Origin of the sequence: Escherichia sp. E10V10 (genome assembly GCF_004211985.1) — a bacterium.
In the GTDB taxonomy this organism is placed as follows: Bacteria; Pseudomonadota; Gammaproteobacteria; order Enterobacterales; family Enterobacteriaceae; genus Escherichia.
Genome location: NZ_RHJO01000003.1, coordinates 1 through 23541 on the forward strand (window position 1 = coordinate 1; position 23541 = coordinate 23541).

Sequence of the window (23541 nt, forward strand, 5' to 3'; positions counted from 1 at the left end):
AAGGCGTTCACGCCGCATCCGCCAGTGGCGCGGTGCAATTGCCGGATGCGACGCTTGACGCGTCTTATCCGGCCTACGGGAGCGTACATGTAGGGTGGATAAGGCGTTTACGCCGCATCCACCAGTGGCGCGGTGCAATTGCCGGATGCGACGCTCGTCGCGTCTTATCCGGCCTACGGGAGCTACGGAACACACATGTAGGGCGGATAAGGCGTTTACGCCGCATCCGCCAGCCGTTGCAAATTACTGCTTACGGAAAAAATCGTTATACAACATATACAAATGCGCGGCACTCCAGGAGAAATTCGGTGCCCCTTGCTGTGCGCCGGTCAGCGGATTGTAATTCTCCTGAATTGGGCCATCGGCGGTTAACCCTTTGGCGTGCCGGAAGAACGTATCCGCCAGTTTCAGGGCATCATCGCGATAACCGTAACGCTCCATCCCTTTCAGACCAAACCAGAACTGATCCACCCATACGCGCCCGCGCCAGTAAATATCCGCGCCAAAGGCCGGGTTGGTTAACGCAGCCGTTCCCAGCGGGACAAAGGTGTTGAACTCTTTAGGATCGAGCATCACCTTCACCACCGCGTCGGCGTTGGCCTGCGTTGCCGCACCGTTAAACAGCGGTGACCAGCCTTCCGGCCCTTTACCGCGTTCGACAATCGGTTTGCCCGCGCAGCCGTTCGCCCGCGGTTTATCTTCAATACGCACGTCATAGTAGAACTGCGTAGCCGGGTCGAACATACAGGTGTTGATGTAGTCCGCGAGCTGCTGTGCCAACTGGCGATAGCGTTTGGCCTCTTCCGGCTTACCGAGGATGGTTGCCATCTCCGCCAGATAATGGTTATCGCTGTACATATAGCTGGCCTGATCCACCGACTCCTGCAATAGCGAGTAGCCCAGCAACGTTCCGTCCTGACTGCGGTTTTCGGCGAATTTCACCGTCCAGTCGCTACGTTTGCCGCCATTAGCGACATATTTATCCAGCTGTTCTTTGTCGATAAACCCAAAGACGGCGGCATCATCACGGCCCGATTCCCACGACGCAGCAACCTGTGCCGGAATTTCCAGACTGTCGTACTGGCCTTTCTCCACCACGCGGGCGTAGTTGTTCAGCCCAGACTGCGTCTCTTCTTTATCGCCTTTTTTCACCGTAAACAGCATCTCGCCGCTCTCGGTGTTGTGGGCTTTGTCGCGGGTCGCGCCATATTCCGGCACGCCGTTGCCGTTGTGATCGCGGTTACGTAACCACCAGTCGTGATAGGCCACCAGTTTCGGGTACATCTCTGCCAGCCAGGTTTTATCCTGGGTGACGTTATACACTTCCATCACCGACCAGGCGGCAAGGCTGGGTTTGGTATTGCGTTCGTTCCAGTTGCCGCCATCGCCGCCACGCTCGGGGCTAAGGTTCCACGCTATCAGGTCGGGGACAAAGCCCACATCCTGCGGACGCACGCTGTCGCCTGGCTGGATCTGCCAGGAGAAGACCGCGCGGATATTCTCTTTGGCGATATCCGGATTGAAATGCGCCATCGCAAATGCCTGCTTCCAGGTATCCCACGGCCAGGTCTGATTGCCGGAGAACCAGCGTCCGGTAACCGACGGCGTGACGGTGTTGTATTTCACCGCGCCGCCAGGCGAGCGCCAGTTACCGTTGAGCGTTTCGATCGCTTTCACCGCGACGCGCGTCTGTTCCGGCGTCGCATCCGGATTGGTTAATCCTTTCTTCAGATACTCTTCCCAGCGTTGCTGCGAGGCGGTGAGATAAAACGCCGGACGCGCCAGAATATCGCGGATCTGCATTTGCTCTTTGCTAACTTCCTGAGCGGTCAGCAGATGGGAATAGGTGGTATAGAGCGTCGTCGAACCGTTGATATGTGCCTTACTGGTAAAGCGATTGCCGTTGATTTCAGTCTGCACCGGCAGGGATTTATGCACCTGATATTCTGATTCACCGGAGGTCAGCAGATCCCAAGTGGCGCGCACTTTGCCAAAGGTGACTTTCAGGCCATCACGGGTGGCGCTGATTTTGCGCTGGTAGTCAGGGTATTCGCCAGCAATGGTTTTATCGGAAAGCGGTTTCCCTTCTTTCGCTTCCAGTTTTTCCAGCAGTTCGCCATCCCACACCAGATCCAGCGGTTTATTGCTGATGATTTTAGTTTCCAGTAGTGACGTGCGCGGCGTGGCGAAGCGCAGAGTCATTTCGACCTGCACATCTTTTGCTGTCAGTTTTTGCACCAGCGCGCCGGGAATACTGTATGCCTCTAGCGTGAAGTCGACTTTCTTGCCGTCTTGCCAGACGGTCAGGCGGTCGAAATTGCTGGCCATAAAGTTGATGTACTCTTCCGTCAGCAGCGCTACGCCCGGAAAACCGCCCATGGTATTCGGGCCGTCTGGCAACAGATGACCATGCCAGGCACCGAGATCAAAAAACGGATTAAAACGCTGGTGGTCGTCGTAATCGTAATCCTTCATGTACTGCGGCGCGCCAGTACGGTTAATCACGTTTTTATAATTGTCGGCGTTAGCGGCATGGGCGGAAAAACTTATCAGCAGAGCGCAGGCTACTGGCGTTAAAATAGTTTTTATTTTCATTAGATTACAGTCCTTATTACCAGTAAAAATATTGCATCAGGAAGATTTGGTCGCTGGGATCGTGAGAGGCATTTTTCATGTAGAAGCGGCTATCAAAAGCCGTTGCGAAACGTCCGCCGCCGTATTCGTACCAGATACCAAACTGCATGAAAGAGGTGGTTTCATCGTCAGCGTGGTCAGGGCGATGTTTGGCGTAGGTGTAAGCGGTGGAGAGATAAACGCCCTTTAACGCTTCATACATGGCGCTCACCATCATCCCACTTTCACTTCCCGGTACGTCCAGCCCGTCGGCGCGTCCGGTATGGTGCCAGGCGCGGGCGGCGAAGTTAGGGGTAAGCAGGCCAGTGAGATAGAGTTGTCCTGTGCCGTCGGTGATTTCCAGACCGTTCATCCAGGTGATGCCTTCGGCAAGGTCATACTGGATGTAACCGTTCATCATTGCCGGATAGGTGTATTTGTCGTCGTAGCGATCGTACTTGCCAAAATGTAGCCAGGCTTTGCTTTCGTCATGATGTCCGGCAGGTGTGGCGGTGACGCTATAACGAAAGTTGCCGGTTAAATTCTGCACCTTCAGCGCGGTCATAATGTCGCGGGTATTGGGAATGACGTAGCCCAGATCGGGCGTGAAATCGCCCCACCATTGCAGGTCATCCAGCGAGGAATCCTGACGCAGACTGAGCATGATTTCGGTGCCATCATTGGTACGATAACCGCCATAGAAACGGTTAATCCCACCTTCGAAACCGCCCCAGCTATGGTCAGGCACCCAGGCATTACCGTCGTGGTCGGCCTGCACTGTCCAGCCTTCGCCGTAAATCAGGCCGAACCAGGAGCCGTACTTCATCTCCAGGCCACCTTCAATATAGGTGCCGTCGCTGTATTTATGTTTATTCTCACCCTCTAAATCCATATATCCACCAACCCCTAATTCGCCGTAAAAACGAAATGAAGGAGAAGACATCGAGGTAATGGCGGGCGTTTTTGTGTCGTCATGTTCTGCCGGACGTACTTCTTCTCCTGCCGCAGAAAAGGCGTAGCAAAACGGCAGAGCAAGTAATGCTCTGCATGGTGCAGTGATTAATTTCATTGTGTTAATCCATGAGCTAAAGAAAAAGTACAGCCTTTTATCGTTGTAATTATAAAAATATAAAGGCAGAAACTATTTTCCCTCTCCCCATCCAGGAAGAGGGAAAATGCCTGCTCATTTTTTATTAGTCTGCTTAATCAACATTACTGGCTGGCGTCGCTTCAATATGGCGCTCTTCAGCCGTTAATCCCTTTATATATTTACTGTATTTCCACCACGCAAAGCCGAGGAAGATAACAATACCGCCGACGTTATAAAAAATGATGGTCAGAATATTCGCGCCAGTCGGGAATGTCGAAGCGACAAACCCTACGGCAAATATCGCAATCAGCATTGAAACAACGATAATACCGGTGCGGCGGGAGCCCATACGGAAATCGCGTGGCAGGTGATCTAATTTGGCGCGTAAATTCAGGTAAGCCAGCATGATGAATAACGGCGGAAGCATGGACGCTGCGGCGGTCATATTAATAATGGTATTCATCAGATCCTGCACGGTATTGGAACCGAGCATCGGGATAATCATCAGCGGGATGACGATCAGGAACTGGATCCACGCCGCGCGCGCCGGAACGCCGTTTTCGTTAAGTTCGACGGTTTTCTTGCCAAAGATGCCTTCCGGGATTTCGGAGAAGAAAATTTTCACCGGTGTTGCGGTCCACATCAGCAGGGAGCCGAACATCGCGGTAAAGGACACCAGACCGACAAAGCGATTCATCAACGCTTCCGGCAGACCAAAATACGCCGCCATGCCGTGGAATACCTGCACCGATCCACCGGTAAATTTCAACTCTTTGCTGCTGACGAAGACGTTAATCAGTACCGAGGAGACGGAATACAGTACGCCGATAAAAATCCCGGCGAGGATGATCACTTTAACGAACGATTTCGAACCGCCTTTGACGTCGTTAACGTACACCGCGACGGACTCCGCGCCACCTGCGGCCATAAAGATCCAGGTGGTAACGCCGAGGAACGCCCAGTTGAAGTTCGGGATCATCGCGTCAACGGTGATCGGATCGGCAGGCTGTACTCCGCCAACCAGCGCCGTACCTGCCAGTAAAATGTAGGAGAGCGTTAACAGCAGCATCAGTGTTGAGGTGACGGAGGTGATTGGCCCCAGCATTTTCGCCCCGTTGGTAGAAACCCAGGTGGAGAAGGCGAACAGCACCATACTGATAATAGTGGTGGCAATCGGCGTCATAATATATTCGTAGCCGAGGAAGGCATACGAAGCATAAGCAATAACGCGCGGCAACAGCGAGGTGAAAAAGAACAGGTTTACGAACCAGTAGGTATAGGCAGTAATAAATGCCCAACGTCCGCCCAGCGAACTTTTTACCCACGCGTAGACACCAGCTTCTGAGTTTTTATTTAACGAAACAAATTCTGCGATGATCAGACAGAAGGGAATAAAATAAAAAATCGTCGCGAGGAAAAACATCGGTGCCGAGGCCAGTCCAAGCTCAATATTATTATTGATAACGTTGTTAAAGCTGTAAACGGCGGCAAAAGTCAGCGAGAGCAAGCCGAATTTACCGATTGTATTACGTTTGGTATCAGACATAACACATCTCCGAAAATGAGTAGGGTAGCGGTGGCGGCAAACTCCTTTTGCCGCCGTAGTTGTTATTTGTTATGGAAATAACCATCTTCGATGGTGACTTTGAGAACCACTTTTTTGACTGCGTTATTGCAGATAAACCGATACGCTTCATGGATATCGCAAATAACGATTTGCCCTTCGTGGACCTCTACGGTTTCTCCGCAGCCTTTTAAATATTCACGGTCAGTTTCATCACGATAATATTCCACGACCTGTAATGTCTCTTTCGGCGCATATTCAATTTTTTGCTGCCCTTGCAGGTAGTAATGCACTTCAAAATAGCGTCGATGCCCGGTAAATAGCGCATCGGTCGCTGAGTCTGTCTCCACGCGGTAAGTCAATGAATCACCGATGGAGTGGGCGACGCCAGGCTGAATGTTGTCGATATTTTCAATCGCTTCAACGCAGCGTTGCCACTTCTTACCAGAGGCGTAAATCTGGCGGAACTGTTCTAAGTTATCGATGATCCTCATTGCTTATTCTCGCTGTGCAAATTCGTGGAAAAGAACCCTGCGCCGAACTCATACGACGCCAGGCTTTGCGCGGTAGCTTCTCCGCCAGAAACCGGCAGCAACGTAAAGCCGTAGCTGAAGTCACGGAACCAGACGCGCCAGGAGTCCAGCACCTCGCTGCCCCAGGAGTTGGAGCCGAGGCCAAGCAGCTGGTGGTCGAGATTCAGAGTGATGTCATCACTGCGTTGCAGCTCGTTACAGTGCTGGGCAGCGTGGATGTTTTCCTGGGTATAGTGCCAGGCGCTGAAGTTAATTGGGCGCTGCGGAACCACCAGCAGACCGTTGCCGTGGCGGTTAGTCAGTGCTGTCCAGCGGACATGCTGACGGTTGCCGTTGTTCTGCGGGAAGGGATAGTTCTCGAACATGGCATCGACGTTGCTGCGCCAGATATCGATGATGTTAGCTTGCTGGCTGTCGGCGTAGTTTTCGCCCGGTCCACGACCGTAATACGCCACCTGGTCGTATTCGCCGTTAATCCCCATGGTGAAACCGATGCACGGAATGATGTGCGGATAGTCGCCGTAACGCTCGCCGGAAAGCGCCACGTTAACCTGGCCATCGGCAGCGATGCGCCAGATGTAGGTGCAGCGCATCCCGAAGTCAAACACCGGCGGGGCTATAACCGTGCGGCTGATGATCAACACTTCACCATCGCTCTGTTCTACGGCAAAGTCGCGCAGATGTTCCTGCATGATCTGCAAATGATTCGGCTGCCACAGCCCTTCGTACTCCTGCTTGTGGTTGTCGATCATTGGCTTGAAGAAGTTGATCTTTGGCTCGCGGGTCAGCAGCGATTCGCCATTCACCTGCCAGGATGTCGGTTTGCCACTCATTTTTGAGAAGGTGATCGCGAAGTTGTAGCCGCGAACGGTGCAGCTCAAACGATCGTCTTCCAGCGTCAGCGGACGCGCATTATTTGGTGCGAAAGGCACTGGCTGCGCGGTGTTTTCCTTCAGCGGGAACTGATAAGTGGCGATAGGGTGTCCGGCTTCGCTGTAGCGGGTGCGGGAATCTTTGGTCACCGTAATGTTGAGGAACGCTTCGCGGGCGTCCAGCTGCGGCAGCGTGATCTGCAAGGGGGCTTCGCTGTTCGGTGCAACGTCGTGCAATTTAATCTGCTGCGTCGCGAGCGTTTCACCTTCGGCGCGCACCTCTGCGTGCAGGGTGTAGTCATCAAGCGTGGTAAACCATAGTTTATTTTCGACTTTCAACTCACCGCGAGTCAGATCCAGCGCGTGGATTTTTACCGGTGCGATAACCTGTTTGTACTCTTTCAGGCCCGGTCCCGGCGTCTGATCGGAATAGATCAAACCATCAAGACAGAAGTTATAGTTGTTGGGATAGTCGCCGTAGTCGCCGCCGAATTTATACCAGACATTGCCGTTGTCATCCTGCGCCTGGATCCCGTGGTCGCACCACTCCCAGACATAATGTCCCTGAATGCAATCGTGCTTATAGAAGACGTTCTGGTACTCCGTCAGCCCGCCCGGTCCGTTCCCCATCGCATGAGCATATTCACAGATGATGCGCGGCTTCGGATGCGGGTATTCACCAAACTCATTCATCAGCGGCACGCGGGTGTACATGGTGGAAATAATATCGACCACTTCAGCATCGCGATCTTCTTCGTAATGCACCAGTCGCGTGTCATCCAGCGCCTTCGCTACGTGGTACATCGCGCGGATGTTACAGCCATAGCCGGATTCATTGCCCAGCGACCAGATGATGATCGACGGATGGTTTTTCTGCGCGTGAATATGGCGAACAATGCGCTCGACGTAGACTTTTTCCCACTGCGGATCGTCGGTAATACGGCTGATATCGCCGACATTAGCAAAGCCGTGCGATTCGACGTCGGTTTCCGCCATCACAAACAGGCCATAGATATCACACAGTTCGTAAAAACGCGGATCGTTCGGGTAGTGAGCGGTACGCACGGAGTTGATGTTGTGCTGCTTCATCAACTGGAGATCTTTCTCGACGCGATCCATCCCAACGGCGCGGCCTTTGCGATGATCATTGTCGTGGCGGTTGACGCCGTGCAGCATCACATAACGGTTATTGATCCAGAACAGACCGTCGCGCACTTTGATATCACGGAAGCCAACGCGTTGTGGCACCACTTCCAGAACGTTGCCGTCGGCGTCTTTCAGCGTCATGACCAGATGGTAAAGATAAGGGGATTCTGCCGACCATTGCTGCGGCTGTTCGACAGTAAAAGCAAAGCTGGCGCTGGTCAGCTTTTCAATTGCCAGATGCTCAATGGCGCTGCTGTGCACCACGCGTTCCCCATCAAACAGGGTATATTCCAGCGTCGTTACGACAGGGGAGGCGGCGAGATTTTCCAGCACCACTTCGCAGGAAAGCGTGGCATCGCAATAGGCTTCGTCAAAGTCGGTACGCACGGTGAAATCGTTAATATGCGTTAGGTGTTTTCCGATCAGATAAACATCGCGGAAGATCCCCGCTGACCACCACATATCCTGGTCTTCCACGTAGGTAGAGTCCGCCCATTGCATCACGCGCACACACAACAGGTTGTCGCCGGTTTTAACCATCGCGCTGATGTCAAACTCTGCGGTCAGGCGACTGCCCTTGCTGAACCCCACATACTGACCGTTAACATAGACTTCAAAATAGGTTTCGACGCCGTCAAATTTAATCAGCGTCTGTTTACCCTGCCAGCCGTCGCTGAGGGTGAAAATACGTTGATAGGCACCGGTTGGGTTATCGCTGGGGACAAACGGCACATCGATGGGGAACGGAAAACCTTCGTCGGTATATTGCAGTTTGCCGTGGCCTTCCATTTGCCACATGGCGGGGACGGTAATATGCCCCCAGTCAGCCATTAACTCAGAGGTGAAGGCTTCTGGTACTTGCAGCGGGTGGTCAAAAAAGTGGAAATTCCACTGACCGCTTAAGGGCAGAAACAGGCTGCTGGTTTCACGGGCAAAAGTACGCGCCTGCGCAACAGAGTCATATGAAAAAAAGTACGCACGCGGCGCAAGTCGGTTTTCGTGGGTGAGCTGAATGTTTTCCCAGCGATTCATAGGGCCTCCCGGTAGAGAGAAATCGGAACCATTCATGGTGATGGTAGTTTGTGTAATTGCTGGGGAGTTTAGTAAAATTTTTACTAAAAAGTAGCGGGTAAATGCATTTACTTTAACTGGATCACGAAAATAAACGGCAGCACTGTCCGGCAAAAACGATTGCCGGACAGTGTGTAAGGGGATTTAACGGGTCGTACCGCGCAGTTTTAATTTGCTGGGAACGAAGACTAATAGCGGCAGCGCGCGACCATCGCGGGCTTTTTCATACACCAGGTTAACGCCCTGACTTCCCATCATCTCGGAATGGATGCGCACGGTGGAGAGCGGCGGAAAGGTAAATCGCGCGGTGGGGATATCGTTAACGCTGATAAGCGAAATATCCTGTGGGATGTTCAGGCCACGTTCATGAATTGCCCGCAGTACGCCGATAGCAATGGAATCGGAAGCAACAAACAGTGCCTTCGGATAGTCTTCCCGCGCCAGCATCTGTTTTGCCAGTTCATAGCCCGACGAACTGGAAAAACCGCCGCGCCAGATATCCTCTTCGCGTACCACTTGTTTCAGTCGGCCATATTCCGCAAAGGCGACCTCACGAATATCCGCCTTGCCAGGCAAGTCTTCACCGCCAATAAAACCAATGCGATTAACACCCTGGTTGATATAGAAGTCGATGATTTCTTTACTGATGCGTGCCAGATCGATATCCACCGCATCGTAACCGCTGCCAGGTTCGTGAAAATCGATAAAACAGATATTGTCGGTCAATGCGCTGGCAGCGGCGCGCAGGGCGGGCGTGGGTTTGCCGACAATTAAAATACCGGTGACGTTTTTAATGTCTGGTAAGCCGCTGTGTTCATAACAATTGGTCAGTTCGATCGCCAGCTTTTCGCACTGAGTTTCAATGCCGTGGCGGATCGCCAGATAGTAAGGATCGTTGATCTCCAGCTCCTGCTGGTAGCTGTAGATAGCCAGAATATGGTGTTGGTTGACTGCACCTGTCTGGAGTTTACGGGCACTACTGGTCTTGTACTCCAGCTTTTCGGCGATCTCGAGAATGCGATGTTTCGTCTCTTCTTTCACATTCAATGTCGGATCGTCATTTAAGACCCTGGATACTGTCGCCAGGGATACGCCAGCTTCGATTGCGATGTCTTTTAGTGTTGCCATGTTTACCTTTTTTACTTTCCCTGATGTGCGCTTCCATTGTAGAGGAAGTGCTTATCGGGTCACCTGTTTTCAGTAAATAAAGCGCGTTTCTTTGACGCTGTAACGGTAACACAGCGGCTTACGAATGTGATCACGCCTGCATTCTCCATTTTTAGCCTACAGGATTGAGAAAAACTTTTGCTATAGTTTAGTAAAATTTTACTCGAAGGGAGGAAACAATGGAAACCGTGGCTTACGCTGATTTTGCACGTCTGGAAATGCGTGTCGGGAAAATTGTGGAAGTGAAACGCCATGAAAACGCCGACAAGCTGTATATCGTACAGGTTGATGTGGGTGAAAAAACGCTGCAAACCGTGACCAGCCTGGTGCCGTACTACAGCGAAGAAGAGCTGATGGGGAAAACGGTGGTGGTCTTGTGCAATCTGCAAAAAGCGAAAATGCGCGGTGAAACGTCGGAATGCATGCTGTTGTGTGCGGAAACCGATGACGGCAGTGAAAGCGTGCTGTTAACGCCGGAGCGGATGATGCCTGCGGGCGTACGTATCGTATAAAAAGATCGGATGGCGACGTTGCATCGCCATCCGATTTGATATTACGCTTCTTCGACACTGACTCGCATGGCCGCCAGCGCCTTACGCGCCGCTTTGATCACCAGTTCACACTGTTCAATGGTCAGTGTCAGTGGCGGTTCAATGCGGATCGTTTTGGCGTTATTGAGCGTTCCGGCCACCAGTACGCGCTGGCGGAACATCTCGCTGGCAAAGTTATAGCCGATTTCGTTATCAACAAACTCAATCGCCATCAACATCCCTTTACCACGCGCTTCCTGTACCAGATCGGGATATTCCCGCGCCAGTTGACGGAAACCGTCCAGCAACATATCGCCTTTTTGTTCTGCCTGAGCCGGTAAATTCTGCTCCAGCAACACATTGATGGTCGCCAGCGCCGCCGCACAGGCCAGCGGGTTGCCGCCAAAGGTGGTGGTATGCAGGAACGGGTTGTCGAACAGGACAGAGAACACCTCTTCAGTGGCGATGGTTGCGCCAATCGGCATCACGCCGCCGCCGAGGGCTTTTGCCAGACACAGGATGTCCGGCTGTACGTTCTCATGTTCGCAGGCAAACATCTTGCCCGTGCGCCCCATGCCCGTTTGTACTTCATCGAGGATCATCAGTGCGCCGAACTCATCGCACAGCTTACGCACGGCGGTGAGATAGCCCGGCGGCGGCAGAATTACGCCACCTTCGCCCTGAATCGGTTCGAGGATCACCGCAGCCACATCATCACCGGTTTTTTTGCACTCGTTAAGAGCCGTACGCATGGCTTCGATATTGCCAAACGGTACATGACGGAAGCCCGGCAGCAGTGGCATAAACGGTTTGCGGAAGGTCGATTTCGCCGTGGCCGACAGCGCGCCAAGTGATTTACCGTGGAACGCGCCGCTGGTGGCAATAAAAGTAAACTTGCCGCGCGGCGACTGATAAGCCTTCGCCAGTTTCAGCGCTGCTTCAACGGACTCGGTGCCGCTATTACAGAAGAAGCTGTATTTCAGTTTACCGGGCGTTAGCGCAGCAAGAGTTTTCGCCAGCATCGCCCGTAACGGATCGAGCAGCTCCTGGCTGTGCAGCGGTTGTTTCGCAAGTTGATTCTGTACGGCGGAAACCACAACTGGATTACGGTGCCCCACGTTGAAAATTCCAAAACCTCCCAGGCAGTCGATAAACTCCTGTCCCTGGGTGTCGACAAGCGTATTTAAACCTCCCGCTTGCCACTCTACGGCTCCGTAATCCCCGCCAGCGGTAACAGATTTGCGATACTCTAAAAACCCCGGATTGACATGCTCTTTGAAGTATTCAATCACCTCCCGGTTAAGTGCTTTCATCTCCTCATGATCCAGCGTTCGCTTTTCAATGAGATTCAGGGCGTGGGCGCTGCACGCTAAAGCCGATGCGCTCGAAGGTAACCTGTTCAAAATATGCTCCGGAGGCTCGCGTATCACATGATACCGATTTAAGTATTGCAGGGATTGCGCCACTCCGGCTGCGATCGCGAAAATCGGGATAAACACAAATTACATTATCATTTGCGTAACATTTAATGCTAAATGTTAACTGTTGTCGTTATTTTGTACGATTTTATCGGGGGGGAATTTTGCGATCGCTGTGCAAATGCATTCTTTCAGGGCAATAAATGCCGGATTTTTGGGCAAGATAATTAACGTTCTCGGATAATAACAGAATGAAAGTATTTTAAATCAAGGGATTAGGCTTTGTGCTTTAGTTGCAAATTGCGATCTAAATCAAATTAAAGTGCTAAAGATAACCGCGCCGGGGCCGACATAACTTCCGACAAGTAGTTAACAACCATATAACCTGCACAGGACGCGATTATGTCTTCTCATCCGTATGTCACCCAGCAAAATACCCCGCTGGCTGACGATACTACCCTGATGTCCACTACCGATCTGCAAAGCTATATCACCCACGCCAATGATTCTTTCGTGCAAGTGAGCGGCTATACCTTGCAGGAGTTACAGGGTCAGCCGCACAACATGGTGCGTCACCCGGATATGCCAAAAGCGGCGTTTGCGGATATGTGGTACACCCTGAAAAAAGGGGAACCCTGGAGCGGCATCGTGAAAAATCGCCGCAAAAATGGCGACCATTATTGGATACGGGCGAATGCAGTGCCGATGGTGCGCGAGGGCAAAATCAGTGGCTATATGTCGATTCGCTCCCGGGCGACGGATGAAGAGATCGCGGCGGTAGAGCCGCTGTATAAGGCGCTGAACGCTGGACGTACCAATAAACGTATGCATAAAGGGCTGGTGGTACGTAACGGTTGGTTGGGAAAACTGCCGTCATTACCGCTTCGCTGGCGAGTGCGTGGAGTGATGACACTGATGTTTATCGTGCTGGCGGCCATGCTCTGGTTTGTCGCTGCCCCGGTGGTGACGTATTTCCTCTGTGCGTTAGTGATGTTGTTGGGAAATGCCTGTTTTGAATGGCAAATTGTACGTCCGATAGAAAATGTCGCCAGCCAGGCACTGAAGGTGGCGACCGGAGAACGTAATAGTGTTGAGCATTTGAATCGCAGCGATGAGCTGGGGCTGACATTACGCGCGGTAGGGCAGCTTGGCCTGATGTGTCGCTGGTTGATTAATGATGTCTCCAGCCAGGTTTCCAGCGTCAGAAACGGGAGTGAGGCGCTGGCAAAAGGCACCGATGAACTGAACGAGCATACTCAGCAGACGGTAGATAATGTCCAGCAAACTGTAGCGACCATGAACCAGATGGCGGCGTCGGTGAAACAGAACTCAGCCACAGCGTCGGCTGCCGATAAACTTTCTATCACCGCCAGTAATGCGGCTGTGCAAGGCGGGGAGGCGATGACCACGGTGATCAAGACGATGGACGATATCGCCGACAGTACCCAGCGCATTGGCACCATTACTTCGCTGATTAACGATATTGCGTTTCAGACCAATATTCTGGCCCTGAATGCGGCGGTGGAAGCGGCGCGTGCCGGAGAACAGGGCAAAGGTTTTGCAGTGGTGGCAGGGGAAGTGCGTCATTTAGCCAGCCGCAGCGCCAATGCTGCCAACGATATCCGCAAGCTGATCGATGCCAGTGCTGATAAGGTGCAATCCGGTTCGCAGCAGGTGCACGCTGCCGGACGGACGATGGACGATATTGTGGCGCAGGTGAAAAATGTCACCCAGTTGATCGCCCAGATTAGCCACTCAACGCTGGAACAGGCCGATGGGCTTTCCAGCCTGACCCGTGCGGTGGATGAGCTTAACCTGATCACGCAGAAAAACGCTGAGTTGGTGGAAGAGAGTGCGCAGGTGTCGGCGATGGTGAAACACCGCGCCAGCCGACTGGAAGACGCGGTGACGGTGCTGCATTAATCGGTATGCCGCATCCGGCGGTTGGAGCACGATGCCTGATGCGATGCTGGCGCATCTTATCAGGCCTACGGGGTGTGTAGGCTGGACGCCGCATCCGGCGGTTGGTACACGATGCCTGATGCGATGCTGGCGCATCTTATCAGGCCTACGGGGTGTGTAGGCGGATAAGGCGTTCACGCCGCATCCGGCAATCGGTGATTAATCCAGTTGCGTAATATCAAACGCGGCGCGGTCGATCACCGCAATGATCTTTTTTATCTGCGCGTCGCTGATGTCGCTCTGATTGACGCGTAAATCCAGCACCGCTTTAAAATTATCCAGCGCTCGCTTCATTTGCGGGTTCTGGCGCAGCGCCGCACCAACGCAACGCGCTTTGATGCGTTCTTCAATCATCTCCACCTGTTCGCGGTTTTCTTCCAGCCACTGCGCGCCTTGTTCGGTCAACGCAATCTGCTTTTTGCCGCCTTCCTCTTCGCGGATGGTAATTAGCGACTGCTCCTGCAGAAAATCCAGCGTCGGGTAGATGACGCCCGGGCTTGGGGTGTAATTCCCCTGGGTCAGATTCTCAATCGCTTTAATCAACTCGTAGCCGTGGCTGTCATCGCGCGAGAGAATATCCAGAATCACCAGACGCAATTCACCGTGACCAAAGAAACGCTGCCGACGACCGCCGCCGCGACCGTGGCGACCACCACAGCATTGACCGTGTTCATGCTGGTGACCGTGTCCGCAGTGCTCGTGTTCTGACTTCTCACCTTTGCAGCAGCCTTCATGGCGTGGCTGGCCTTCATGTTTACAACACCCTTCGTGATGATGGCTCATATCAGCCTCCTTTTGCTTAATTAGATATATCTAATTTATATCTGATGTGAGAGTTCTTGCAAGTGTAAAAATGATTTTTAAACGCAGATGTACTCAACATCCAGGCCGGATAAGGCGTTCACGCCGCATCCGGCATTGAGCAATGATGCCTGAGAAGAGGCGGTTCGTCTTATCAGACAATAGATATATCAGTTCTACAAATCGCTTGCATTTATCATGATTAGCAATCATTATCATTTGCGAAATTTATTTAGATATATCTGATTACCATCACGAAGGCGATAACAATGAATAACTCCCCCCGCTACCCGCAGCGCGTTCGCAATGATCTGCGCTTCCGTGAACTGACTGTGTTACGTGTTGAGCGCATCAGCGCTGGTTTTCAGCGCATTGTCCTCGGCGGCGAGGCGCTGGACGGCTTTACGTCGCGCGGCTTTGACGATCACAGCAAACTCTTCTTCCCTAAATCTGACGCTCACTTTGTGCCGCCAACGGTAACGGAAGAGGGGATTGTCTGGCCGGAAGGACCACGCCCACCGTCGCGTGACTATACGCCGTTGTATGACGAACAACGCCATGAACTGGCGATCGATTTCTTTATTCACGAAGGCGGCGTCGCCAGCGGCTGGGCGATGCAGGCGCAACCGGGCGATAAACTCACGGTGGCAGGTCCGCGCGGTTCGCTGGTGGTGCCGGAAGATTACGCGTATCAGCTGTATGTTTGCGATGAGTCCGGGATGCCCGCACTACGCCGCCGCCTGGAAACGTTGAGCAAACTTGCTGCTAAACCGCAAGTTACCGCGCTGGTCAGCGTGCGGGATAACGCCTGTCAGGATTATCTCGCGCACCTTGATGGTTTTAATATCGAATGGTTGGCGCATGATGAGCAGGCGGTAGATGCGCGTCTGGCGCAGATGCAAATCCCTGCCGATGATTACTTCATCTGGATAACCGGCGAAGGGAAGGTGGTGAAGAATTTAAGCCGCCGCTTTGAAGCGGAACAGTATGACTCTCAACGGGTACGCGCAGCGGCTTACTGGCACGCGAAGTAATTGCTTTCCATATCAAAAAAGCAAAAAGGCTGACGATTTCTCGTCAGCCTTTACTGTATCTGGTGGCCCCTGCTGGACTTGAACCAGCGACCAAGCGATTATGAGTCGCCTGCTCTAACCACTGAGCTAAGGGGCCATGGTAGCGGATTATAAAGTAACTCCGTGTCGCAATCCAGCCATTACCGCGCGCCTGCTGTTTTTATAAACAATGTGTTTTCAATTCGTTATACTTTCCCCAGGTTGTGTTGTTCAGGGGTTAATATGGTTGAAGATATTCTTGCGCCAGGATTGCGTGTGGTGTTTTGCGGCATCAATCCGGGGCTTTCATCTGCGGATACTGGCTTTCCTTTTGCTCATCCGGCGAACCGTTTCTGGAAGGTGATTTATCAGGCCGGGTTTACTGACAGACAGTTGAAGCCGCAGGAGGCGCAGCATTTGCTGGATTATCGTTGTGGAGTGACCAAACTGGTTGACCGTCCAACGGTGCAAGCCAATGAAGTTTCAAAGCAGGAGCTGCACGCAGGCGGGCGTAAGCTGATTGAAAAAATTGAAGATTATCAGCCTCAGGCGTTGGCGATTCTGGGCAAACAAGCATATGAGCAAGGATTCAGCCAGCGCGGCGCACCGTGGGGGAAACAAACGCTCACTATTGGTTCGACGCAGATTTGGGTGCTGCCAAATCCCAGCGGTTTAAGTCGAGTTTCTCTGGAAAAGCTGGTGGAGGCGTATCGGGAACTGGATCAGGCACTGGTGGTGCGTGGGCGATAAAAAACGCCACCGAAAAGGTGGCGTTTGTGCAAAGAGACAAGTGCCGGATGCGGCGGAAACGCTTTATCCGGCTACCGATTAATCGTCCAGGAAGCTACGCAGTACTTCAGAACGGCTCGGGTGACGCAGTTTGCGCAGCGCCTTCGCTTCGATCTGACGGATACGTTCGCGGGTAACGTCGAACTGTTTACCCACTTCTTCCAGCGTATGGTCGGTGTTCATGTCGATACCAAAACGCATACGCAGAACTTTCGCTTCACGCGCGGTCAGGCCAGCCAGCACGTCGTGCGTTGCCGCACGCAGGCTTTCGGTGGTCGCAGAATCCAGCGGCAGCTCGAGGGTAGTATCCTCGATGAAATCCCCCAGATGCGAATCTTCATCATCACCGATCGGCGTTTCCATGGAGATTGGCTCTTTGGCGATCTTCAGCACTTTGCGGATCTTATCTTCCGGCATCAGCATACGTTCAGCCAATTCTTCCGGCGTCGGCTCGCGGCCCATCTCTTGCAGCATCTGACGAGAAATACGGTTGAGCTTGTTGATAGTCTCAATCATATGCACCGGAATACGAATGGTGCGCGCCTGATCCGCGATAGAACGGGTGATCGCCTGACGAATCCACCAGGTTGCGTAGGTGGAGAACTTGTAACCACGGCGGTATTCGAATTTATCAACCGCTTTCATCAGACCGATGTTGCCTTCCTGAATCAGGTCAAGGAACTGCAAGCCACGGTTGGTGTATTTCTTGGCGATAGAAATAACCAGACGTAAGTTCGCTTCAACCATCTCTTTCTTCGCACGGCGGGCTTTCGCTTCACCGATGGACATGCGACGGTTGATATCTTTAACCTGCTCGATAGTCAGGCCGGTTTCTTCTTCAATCTGCTGCAGTTTCTGCAGGGCGCGATGTACTTCTTCAGAGACATCGTGCAATTTTTCCGACCACGGCTTGTTCATCGCAATTGCCGCATTGAACCAGGTATCGCTGGTTTCATTGCCGGTAAACAGGGTGATGAAGTTTTTCTTCGGCATTTTGCACTGCTCAACGCAGAGCTTCATGATGAGACGTTCTTGCGTACGAACGCGATCCATCATGACGCGCATGCTATTGACCAGGTAGTCAAACTGCTTCGGCACCAGGCGGAACTGTTTGAACACTTCAGACAGTTTCAGGATCTCTTCCTGAGCGGCTGCATGGCTACGGCCTTTCGCTTTGATGGTGTCACGCGTTACAACGTACTGAGCGCGCAGTTCCGCAAATTTTTCACGAGCCAGTTCCGGGTCGATGCTGTTGTCATCGTCGGCGGTATCGTCGTCAGCATCTTCTTCGTCTTCATCTTCGTCATCGTCCAGATCTTCCTGGGAAAGCTCAGAGCCGACGTGAGTGGCGGTTGGTGCCAGATCTTCTTCTGCGTTCGGGTCAACAAAGCCGGTGATCAGATCGGACAGACGCGCTTCTTCTGCTTCCACACGATCGTACTGTTCCAGCAGATAGGTGATCGCTTCCGGGTATTCAGCAACGGAGCATTGAACCTGGTTGATCCCGTCTTCAATACGTTTAGCGATGTCAATTTCGCCTTCGCGGGTCAACAGTTCAACGGTGCCCATTTCACGCATGTACATGCGTACCGGGTCAGTCGTGCGCCCGATTTCAGATTCCACGCTGGAAAGCACCTGCGCGGCGGCTTCGGCAGCATCTTCGTCCGCGGTGTTTTCAGCCAGCATCAGATCATCGGCATCCGGTGCTTCTTCCATCACCTGAATGCCCATGTCGTTGATCATTTGGATGATGTCTTCGATCTGATCTGAATCGACGATATCTTCCGGCAGATGGTCATTGACCTCGGCATAGGTCAGATAGCCTTGCTCCTTACCACGGGTGACAAGAAGTTTCAGCTGTGACTGCGGGTTTTGCTCCATAAGACGGTATCCACACTTATTTCATGAGGTTGGTGTTGGGCGATTGACCCGATGTCCTTCAGGTGTTAACGCTGAAATCCAACGGCTGTTTACCGCCAACGATAATTACGAGGGCGTACTTATATATTTGCCGCTGCCTCTCAGTGCGGCTGTCGGGGGCTTCCCGATCGCTATTCGGCACTTAAGCCGTTAAATCACTTTTTCGCCAGTTCCTGGTTCAATGTCCAGAGTTCCAGGCGTTCTTCGTTGCTTAAACCATGCGTGCGCTCACGAGCGATTAACTCTTCCTGGCGCAGTTCAAGCAGCGAATCAAACATATGGTTGAGTGAGTCGGTGAAGGTTTGCTCAGCAATATTCTTATCTGCTATATCGTCCCACATCGACAGTTTTTCAAGGGTGGCAGCATTATTTGTACCACGATAGTGCTCTAAAAGTTGCCCGGTGGTCAGACCTGGCTGAGAGAGACAAGTGTTGACCAGTTCTCTGAATAAGCCAAGTCCAGGGAGCTTATTTTCATCCAGATTCTCAAGCGGCGGGACCAACGTCGCTAATTCTGGATTTTGCACCAGCAACCCTATAAGTATACGCATGGTCGTGCGTTTTAGCTGCGGAACAGGGCGAGAAACGCCGCTCTCTGCCGCTTTTGGCATTAATCGTTCAAGCTGGCTGTCATCAAGTATGCCTAACTTATTGCCTAATTCCTGACGAAGATATATTCGCAGCGTTTCGCCCGGCACCTGTGAAATCAGCGGTAGCGCCAGGGTACTTAAGCGCGCGCGTCCGTCAGGGGTACTCAGATCAACCTGCGGCATCAGGCTGTTAAACAGAAATGCGGAGAGCGGCATCGCCTGCTCCATCCGCGCTTCAAACGCCTCTTTACCTTCTTTTCGTACCAGCGTGTCAGGGTCTTCGCCATCAGGCAAAAACATAAAACGTAGCTGACGACCGTCTGTCATGTAAGGCAGCGCCGTTTCCAGCGCTCGCCAGGCGGCATCGCGACCTGCGCGGTCGCCGTCATAACAGCAAATGACATTGTTGGTTGCGCGGAATAACAGCTGTATGTGATCGGCAGTGGTTGACGTACCCAGCGACGCAACGGCGTAATTAATGCCGTATTGCGCCAGCGCCACTACGTCCATATAGCCTTCGACCACAAGCAGACGATTGGGTTCAGCGTTATCCTGCTGCGCCTCATAAAGACCGTAAAGCTGGCGGCCTTTATGGAAAATGTCCGTTTCCGGCGAGTTCAGGTATTTGGGAGTATCGTTGCCCAGCACGCGCCCGCCAAAACCAATCACCCGACCGCGTTTATCGCGAATGGGGAACATCACCCGCTCGCGGAAACGATCGTAACTGCGTCCCTGATCGTTAGTGACCAACATGCCCGCATCAATCAATGACTGACGATTTTCTGGATTGCCGCCAAACCGTTTCAGGACGTTGTCCCAGCCGGGGGGCGCAAAACCAATCGCAAAGCGGGCGATAACCTCGTGGCTTAATCCGCGTTTTTCCAGATACTGGCGCGCAGACATAGCAACAGGTTGCTGTAAAGATTGTTGGTAAAACGTATTCAGACCGTCCATCAACTGATAAAGCGTTTGCCGCTGATGGCGCTCGATCTGGCTGGGGCCGCTGCCTGCTTCAAATGGCACTTCAAGATTGTGCATTGCAGCCAGCTCTTCGACCGTTTCGACGAACTCGAGCTTGTCGTAGTTCATCAGGAAGTCGATCGCGTTGCCGTGCGCGCCACATCCAAAGCAGTGGTAAAACTGTTTCTCACCGTTAACGGTGAATGACGGGGTTTTCTCGTTGTGGAATGGACAACACGCGTGAAAATTCTTGCCCTGCTTTTTCAGCTTCACACGGGCATCGATCAGATCGACGATGTCGGTGCGTGCCAGCAGATCATTAATGAATACGCGTGGGATTCGTCCAGCCATAGGCCCCGATTTTTAGCAATTCATAAACGAAAATAAGCCGCGCATTCCTTTCGGAAGCACGGCCTTACAACTACAACTCGGTCTGATCGGAGAGCAACGCTCTCGGGGAATTAGTACAGACGAGTGCGGCGTGCGTTTTCGCGAGCCAGTTTCTTCGCGTGACGTTTCACTGCAGAAGCTTTAGCGCGCTTACGTTCGGTAGTCGGTTTTTCATAGAACTCACGACGACGAACTTCCGCCAGAACACCTGCTTTTTCGCAGGAACGCTTGAAGCGACGCAGAGCTACGTCGAACGGCTCGTTTTCACGTACTTTAATTACCGGCATGTGCCTCTCACCTTTGATTAATTCGGTTTGCCGCTGGCATCAACGCCAGCTTATTTCAAAATGGTGCGGAATTTTACTGCAATTGCTGCTGCTTTGTAAAGCACCGCGGCCTCTTTTGAAAGGGACTTTTATAAGGGTGGGGAGTATACACGAGGCTTTATCCAGGGGCGAACAAAGTTTTACATCAACCCGCATTGGTCCTACACTGCGCGGTAATAAAGCGAGGTAAAACAAGTCATGCGTGTACTGGGTATTGAAACTTCCTGCGATGAAACTGGCATCGCCATTTACGACGATGAAAAAGGTTTGTTAGCCAACCAATTGTATAGTCAGGTGAAATTGCACGCTGACTACGGCGGCGTCGTGCCTGAACTGGCTTCCCGCGATCACGTGCGTAAAACCGTACCGTTGATCCAGGCAGCGCTGAAGGAGTCTGGTTTAACGGCAAAAGACATTGACGCTGTGGCCTATACCGCAGGTCCTGGATTAGTCGGCGCGCTGCTGGTTGGCGCGACCGTGGGGCGTTCTCTGGCGTTTGCCTGGGACGTTCCGGCGATCCCGGTACACCATATGGAAGGGCATCTGTTAGCGCCGATGCTGGAAGATAACCCGCCAGAATTTCCGTTTGTCGCGCTGCTGGTTTCCGGCGGTCATACGCAGTTAATCAGCGTGACTGGCATTGGGCAGTACGAGCTGCTCGGCGAGTCTATTGATGATGCCGCCGGGGAAGCGTTTGATAAAACTGCAAAGCTGCTGGGGCTGGATTATCCTGGCGGACCGTTACTGTCGAAAATGGCGGCTCAGGGTACAGCCGGACGCTTTGTCTTCCCGCGTCCGATGACCGACCGTCCGGGGCTGGATTTCAGCTTCTCTGGTCTGAAAACCTTCGCGGCAAATACCATTCGTGACAATGGCACCGACGACCAGACGCGTGCTGATATCGCCCGCGCCTTTGAAGATGCGGTGGTCGATACGCTGATGATTAAGTGTAAGCGTGCGCTGGATCAGACGGGCTTTAAGCGACTGGTCATGGCCGGCGGCGTGAGTGCTAACCGCACGCTGCGGGCGAAACTGGCGGAAATGATGAAAAAGCGTCGCGGTGAAGTGTTCTATGCGCGTCCGGAATTTTGTACGGATAACGGCGCGATGATCGCCTATGCCGGAATGGTGCGGTTTAAAGCAGGCGCGACGGCGGATCTCGGCGTTAGCGTGCGTCCGCGCTGGCCGCTGGCAGAGTTACCGGCTGCGTAAAACTATCAGGTGCCGGAGAGCAATTTCCGGCACCGTCCTCACTTAAAGCAACACCACGGGCATCCACAGTAAGCCGGTAATCACCAGCAACACGAGGAATATCAGCCCAAAAATCGCCCCCAGTCGCCAGTAATCCACCGTTGGCAGATAACCACTACCGTAGTAAATCGGACTGGGTCCGGTGGCGTATGGTGTAAGAATGCTCCCCAGACCAATTGCCGCGCCAACCATCAGGCAGAACACCGGCAGCGGGATTTCCGGCATCGCCAGCGCGGCGGCAATCATCATCGGTGCGAGAGCAGAGGTATACGCCGTGGCGCTGGCAAAGAAGTAGCGCAGCAGATAAAACACCACAATCAACGCCACCATCACCATCGTCGGCGAATAACCGCTTAAGCTGCCTGCTAACAGTTTGCCAAACCAGCTAATAAAACCGGTGTTGTTGAGTCCGGTAGCGAGGGTGATAAGCGAGGCCAGCCAGAAGAAAACGTTCCACGCCGCTTTATTACTGACAATGTCGTCCCAACTGATAATGCGCAGAAGCAGCATCAGTGCCACCACGCTGTAACCGACCATCGCGGCATCGATATAATCACCGCCGAAAATCCACAGCACCAGCGCGCCTACCATCAGCCCCAGCATCCGTTTTTCACGCGAACAGAGCGGGCCCATTACCTGCAGTTCCGTCTCTGCCCAGCGCGGCACCTGATCGCCAGACTTCAGTACCGGCGGGTACAGCACGTAAGCCAGCCAGGGAACCAGCAGAACCAGTAAAATACTGAGCGGCAACATCCCGAGGAACCAGTCGCCCCAACTCAGCGTAGCGTGAGATGCGCTTTTCATCAGTCCAATTAACAGCAAGTTTGGTGCCATCGCCGTCAGGAAAATGGCGCTGGTCACGCAGTCGGCAACAATCCCCATCCACATGATGTACGAGCCAATGCTGCGTGAACTGCTGTCGTTAGGCCGTGATTGATAGAGCGGCGGCAGGTTACGGATGATGGGATAGATAATCCCCGCACCACGCGCCGAGTTGGACGGTGTTACAGGTGCCAGGATCAGCTCGGAGAACATCACCGCATAGCCAAGAAACAGCGTGCGATGCCCCATCTTTTTCACCAGAATCAGCGCGATACGTCGCCCCAGCCCGGTTTTTTCATAGCCCGTACCAAACATAAAGGCGGCGAAAATCAGCCAGATAACCGAATTAGAAAAACCGGAAACCGCCCACGAGAGGGATTTTGCAGTGAATTTAAAGCCTGGCTGGGCGAGCTGCTCCGGGCTAAACAGCAGCCACGGCGAAAGAATGGCGATGATGGATATACCCACCATCGCCACCACGGCACCCGGCACGGGTTCGAGGATCAGCCCAACAATCACGCCAGTAAAAACGGCGAAGTAGAGCCAGGTATGACTCTCCAGCCCTGCGGGAACCGGAAGTAGAGCAATAATGGCGATGACCGCCAGCGGCGCAAGGTATCGCCACCATTCAGTGGAAGGTTTCATCGTGTTATGCCTGCGAAAAAGGAGAGGGG

17 protein-coding genes and 1 tRNA gene are annotated in these 23541 nt (G+C 52.9%); 5 read left to right on the forward strand and 13 right to left on the reverse strand.

From position 1 onward, the window contains the following. Positions 1 to 243 precede the first annotated feature (243 nt). The 6 genes from ygjK to ebgR all read right to left on the reverse strand — a co-directional run bounded on the left by ygjK (position 244) and on the right by ebgR (position 10017). Positions 244 to 2595 (reverse strand): alpha-glucosidase, encoded by a 2352-nt coding sequence (gene ygjK / locus D9736_RS06470; RefSeq protein ID WP_130257959.1) that lies wholly within the window; start codon positions 2593 to 2595, stop codon positions 244 to 246. A 16-nt stretch (positions 2596 to 2611) separates the two neighbouring features. Further along, positions 2612 to 3682 (reverse strand): protein YgjJ, encoded by a 1071-nt coding sequence (gene ygjJ / locus D9736_RS06475; protein ID WP_130257960.1) that lies wholly within the window; start codon positions 3680 to 3682, stop codon positions 2612 to 2614. Positions 3683 to 3815: 133 nt separating this feature from the next. Then, positions 3816 to 5249, reverse strand: coding sequence for an amino acid permease (locus tag D9736_RS06480; protein WP_130257961.1), 1434 nt, complete (start codon positions 5247 to 5249; stop codon positions 3816 to 3818). Positions 5250 to 5311: 62 nt separating this feature from the next. Further along, on the reverse strand, positions 5312 to 5761 hold the full coding sequence (locus D9736_RS06485) for a beta-galactosidase subunit beta (protein ID WP_001219954.1): 450 nt from the start codon (positions 5759 to 5761) through the stop codon (positions 5312 to 5314). After that, on the reverse strand, positions 5758 to 8850 hold the full coding sequence (ebgA, locus tag D9736_RS06490) for a beta-galactosidase subunit alpha (RefSeq protein ID WP_130257962.1): 3093 nt from the start codon (positions 8848 to 8850) through the stop codon (positions 5758 to 5760). Before ebgA ends, D9736_RS06485 begins: the two co-directional genes overlap by 4 nt. Before the next feature lie 183 nt (positions 8851 to 9033). Then, a complete protein-coding gene (gene ebgR / locus D9736_RS06495; protein WP_089560137.1) occupies positions 9034 to 10017 on the reverse strand; it encodes a transcriptional regulator EbgR in 984 nt (327 codons plus the stop codon). A gap of 218 nt (positions 10018 to 10235) precedes the next feature. On the opposite strand from ebgR, the gene D9736_RS06500 reads away from it, so the two are divergent. Further along, positions 10236 to 10568, forward strand: coding sequence for a tRNA-binding protein (locus D9736_RS06500; RefSeq protein WP_000450588.1), 333 nt, complete (start codon positions 10236 to 10238; stop codon positions 10566 to 10568). Between the two features lie 41 nt (positions 10569 to 10609). Here D9736_RS06500 and ygjG read toward each other — a convergent pair whose 3' ends face one another. Next, complete coding sequence (gene ygjG, locus D9736_RS06505; protein ID WP_001297164.1) at positions 10610 to 11989, reverse strand: putrescine aminotransferase; 1380 nt, start codon at positions 11987 to 11989, stop codon at positions 10610 to 10612. 417 nt (positions 11990 to 12406) lie between these two features. On the opposite strand from ygjG, the gene aer reads away from it, so the two are divergent. Beyond that, on the forward strand, positions 12407 to 13927 hold the full coding sequence (aer, locus tag D9736_RS06510; protein ID WP_130257963.1) for an aerotaxis sensor receptor Aer: 1521 nt from the start codon (positions 12407 to 12409) through the stop codon (positions 13925 to 13927). A 198-nt stretch (positions 13928 to 14125) separates the two neighbouring features. Here aer and nfeR read toward each other — a convergent pair whose 3' ends face one another. Then, the gene (gene nfeR / locus D9736_RS06515) at positions 14126 to 14749 is read right to left on the reverse strand and encodes a DNA-binding transcriptional regulator NfeR (protein ID WP_000018003.1); all 624 of its coding nucleotides are present in this window, start codon (positions 14747 to 14749) and stop codon (positions 14126 to 14128) included. 287 nt (positions 14750 to 15036) lie between these two features. On the opposite strand from nfeR, the gene nfeF reads away from it, so the two are divergent. Continuing rightward, positions 15037 to 15801 carry an NADPH-dependent ferric chelate reductase NfeF gene (gene nfeF, locus D9736_RS06520; protein WP_130257964.1) on the forward strand — a complete coding sequence of 255 codons (765 nt, stop codon included), beginning with the start codon at positions 15037 to 15039 and terminating at the stop codon, positions 15799 to 15801. A gap of 60 nt (positions 15802 to 15861) precedes the next feature. On the opposite strand, the gene D9736_RS06525 is transcribed toward nfeF, so the two are convergent. After that, a tRNA-Ile gene (locus tag D9736_RS06525) sits at positions 15862 to 15937 on the reverse strand. Positions 15938 to 16062: 125 nt separating this feature from the next. Here D9736_RS06525 and mug point away from each other — a divergent pair. After that, positions 16063 to 16569, forward strand: a complete 507-nt coding sequence (gene mug, locus D9736_RS06530) for a G/U mismatch-specific DNA glycosylase (RefSeq protein ID WP_130257965.1) — start codon at positions 16063 to 16065, stop codon at positions 16567 to 16569. 78 nt (positions 16570 to 16647) lie between these two features. Here the strand turns inward: mug and rpoD are convergent, their stop codons facing one another. The 3 genes from rpoD to rpsU all read right to left on the reverse strand — a co-directional run bounded on the left by rpoD (position 16648) and on the right by rpsU (position 20755). Beyond that, positions 16648 to 18489, reverse strand: a complete 1842-nt coding sequence (rpoD, locus tag D9736_RS06535) for an RNA polymerase sigma factor RpoD (RefSeq protein WP_130223894.1) — start codon at positions 18487 to 18489, stop codon at positions 16648 to 16650. Positions 18490 to 18683: 194 nt separating this feature from the next. Then, positions 18684 to 20429, reverse strand: a complete 1746-nt coding sequence (gene dnaG, locus D9736_RS06540; RefSeq protein WP_000918810.1) for a DNA primase — start codon at positions 20427 to 20429, stop codon at positions 18684 to 18686. Between the two features lie 110 nt (positions 20430 to 20539). Further along, positions 20540 to 20755: a 30S ribosomal protein S21 gene (rpsU, locus tag D9736_RS06545; protein ID WP_001144069.1), complete on the reverse strand. Its 216-nt coding sequence runs from the start codon at positions 20753 to 20755 to the stop codon at positions 20540 to 20542. Between the two features lie 237 nt (positions 20756 to 20992). Between rpsU and tsaD the strand changes: the two genes are divergently transcribed. Beyond that, the gene (gene tsaD / locus D9736_RS06550) at positions 20993 to 22006 is read left to right on the forward strand and encodes a tRNA (adenosine(37)-N6)-threonylcarbamoyltransferase complex transferase subunit TsaD (RefSeq protein ID WP_001264352.1); all 1014 of its coding nucleotides are present in this window, start codon (positions 20993 to 20995) and stop codon (positions 22004 to 22006) included. Between the two features lie 42 nt (positions 22007 to 22048). On the opposite strand, the gene ttdT is transcribed toward tsaD, so the two are convergent. Then, complete coding sequence (gene ttdT, locus D9736_RS06555) at positions 22049 to 23512, reverse strand: L-tartrate/succinate antiporter (protein ID WP_130257966.1); 1464 nt, start codon at positions 23510 to 23512, stop codon at positions 22049 to 22051. Positions 23513 to 23541 lie beyond the last annotated feature (29 nt).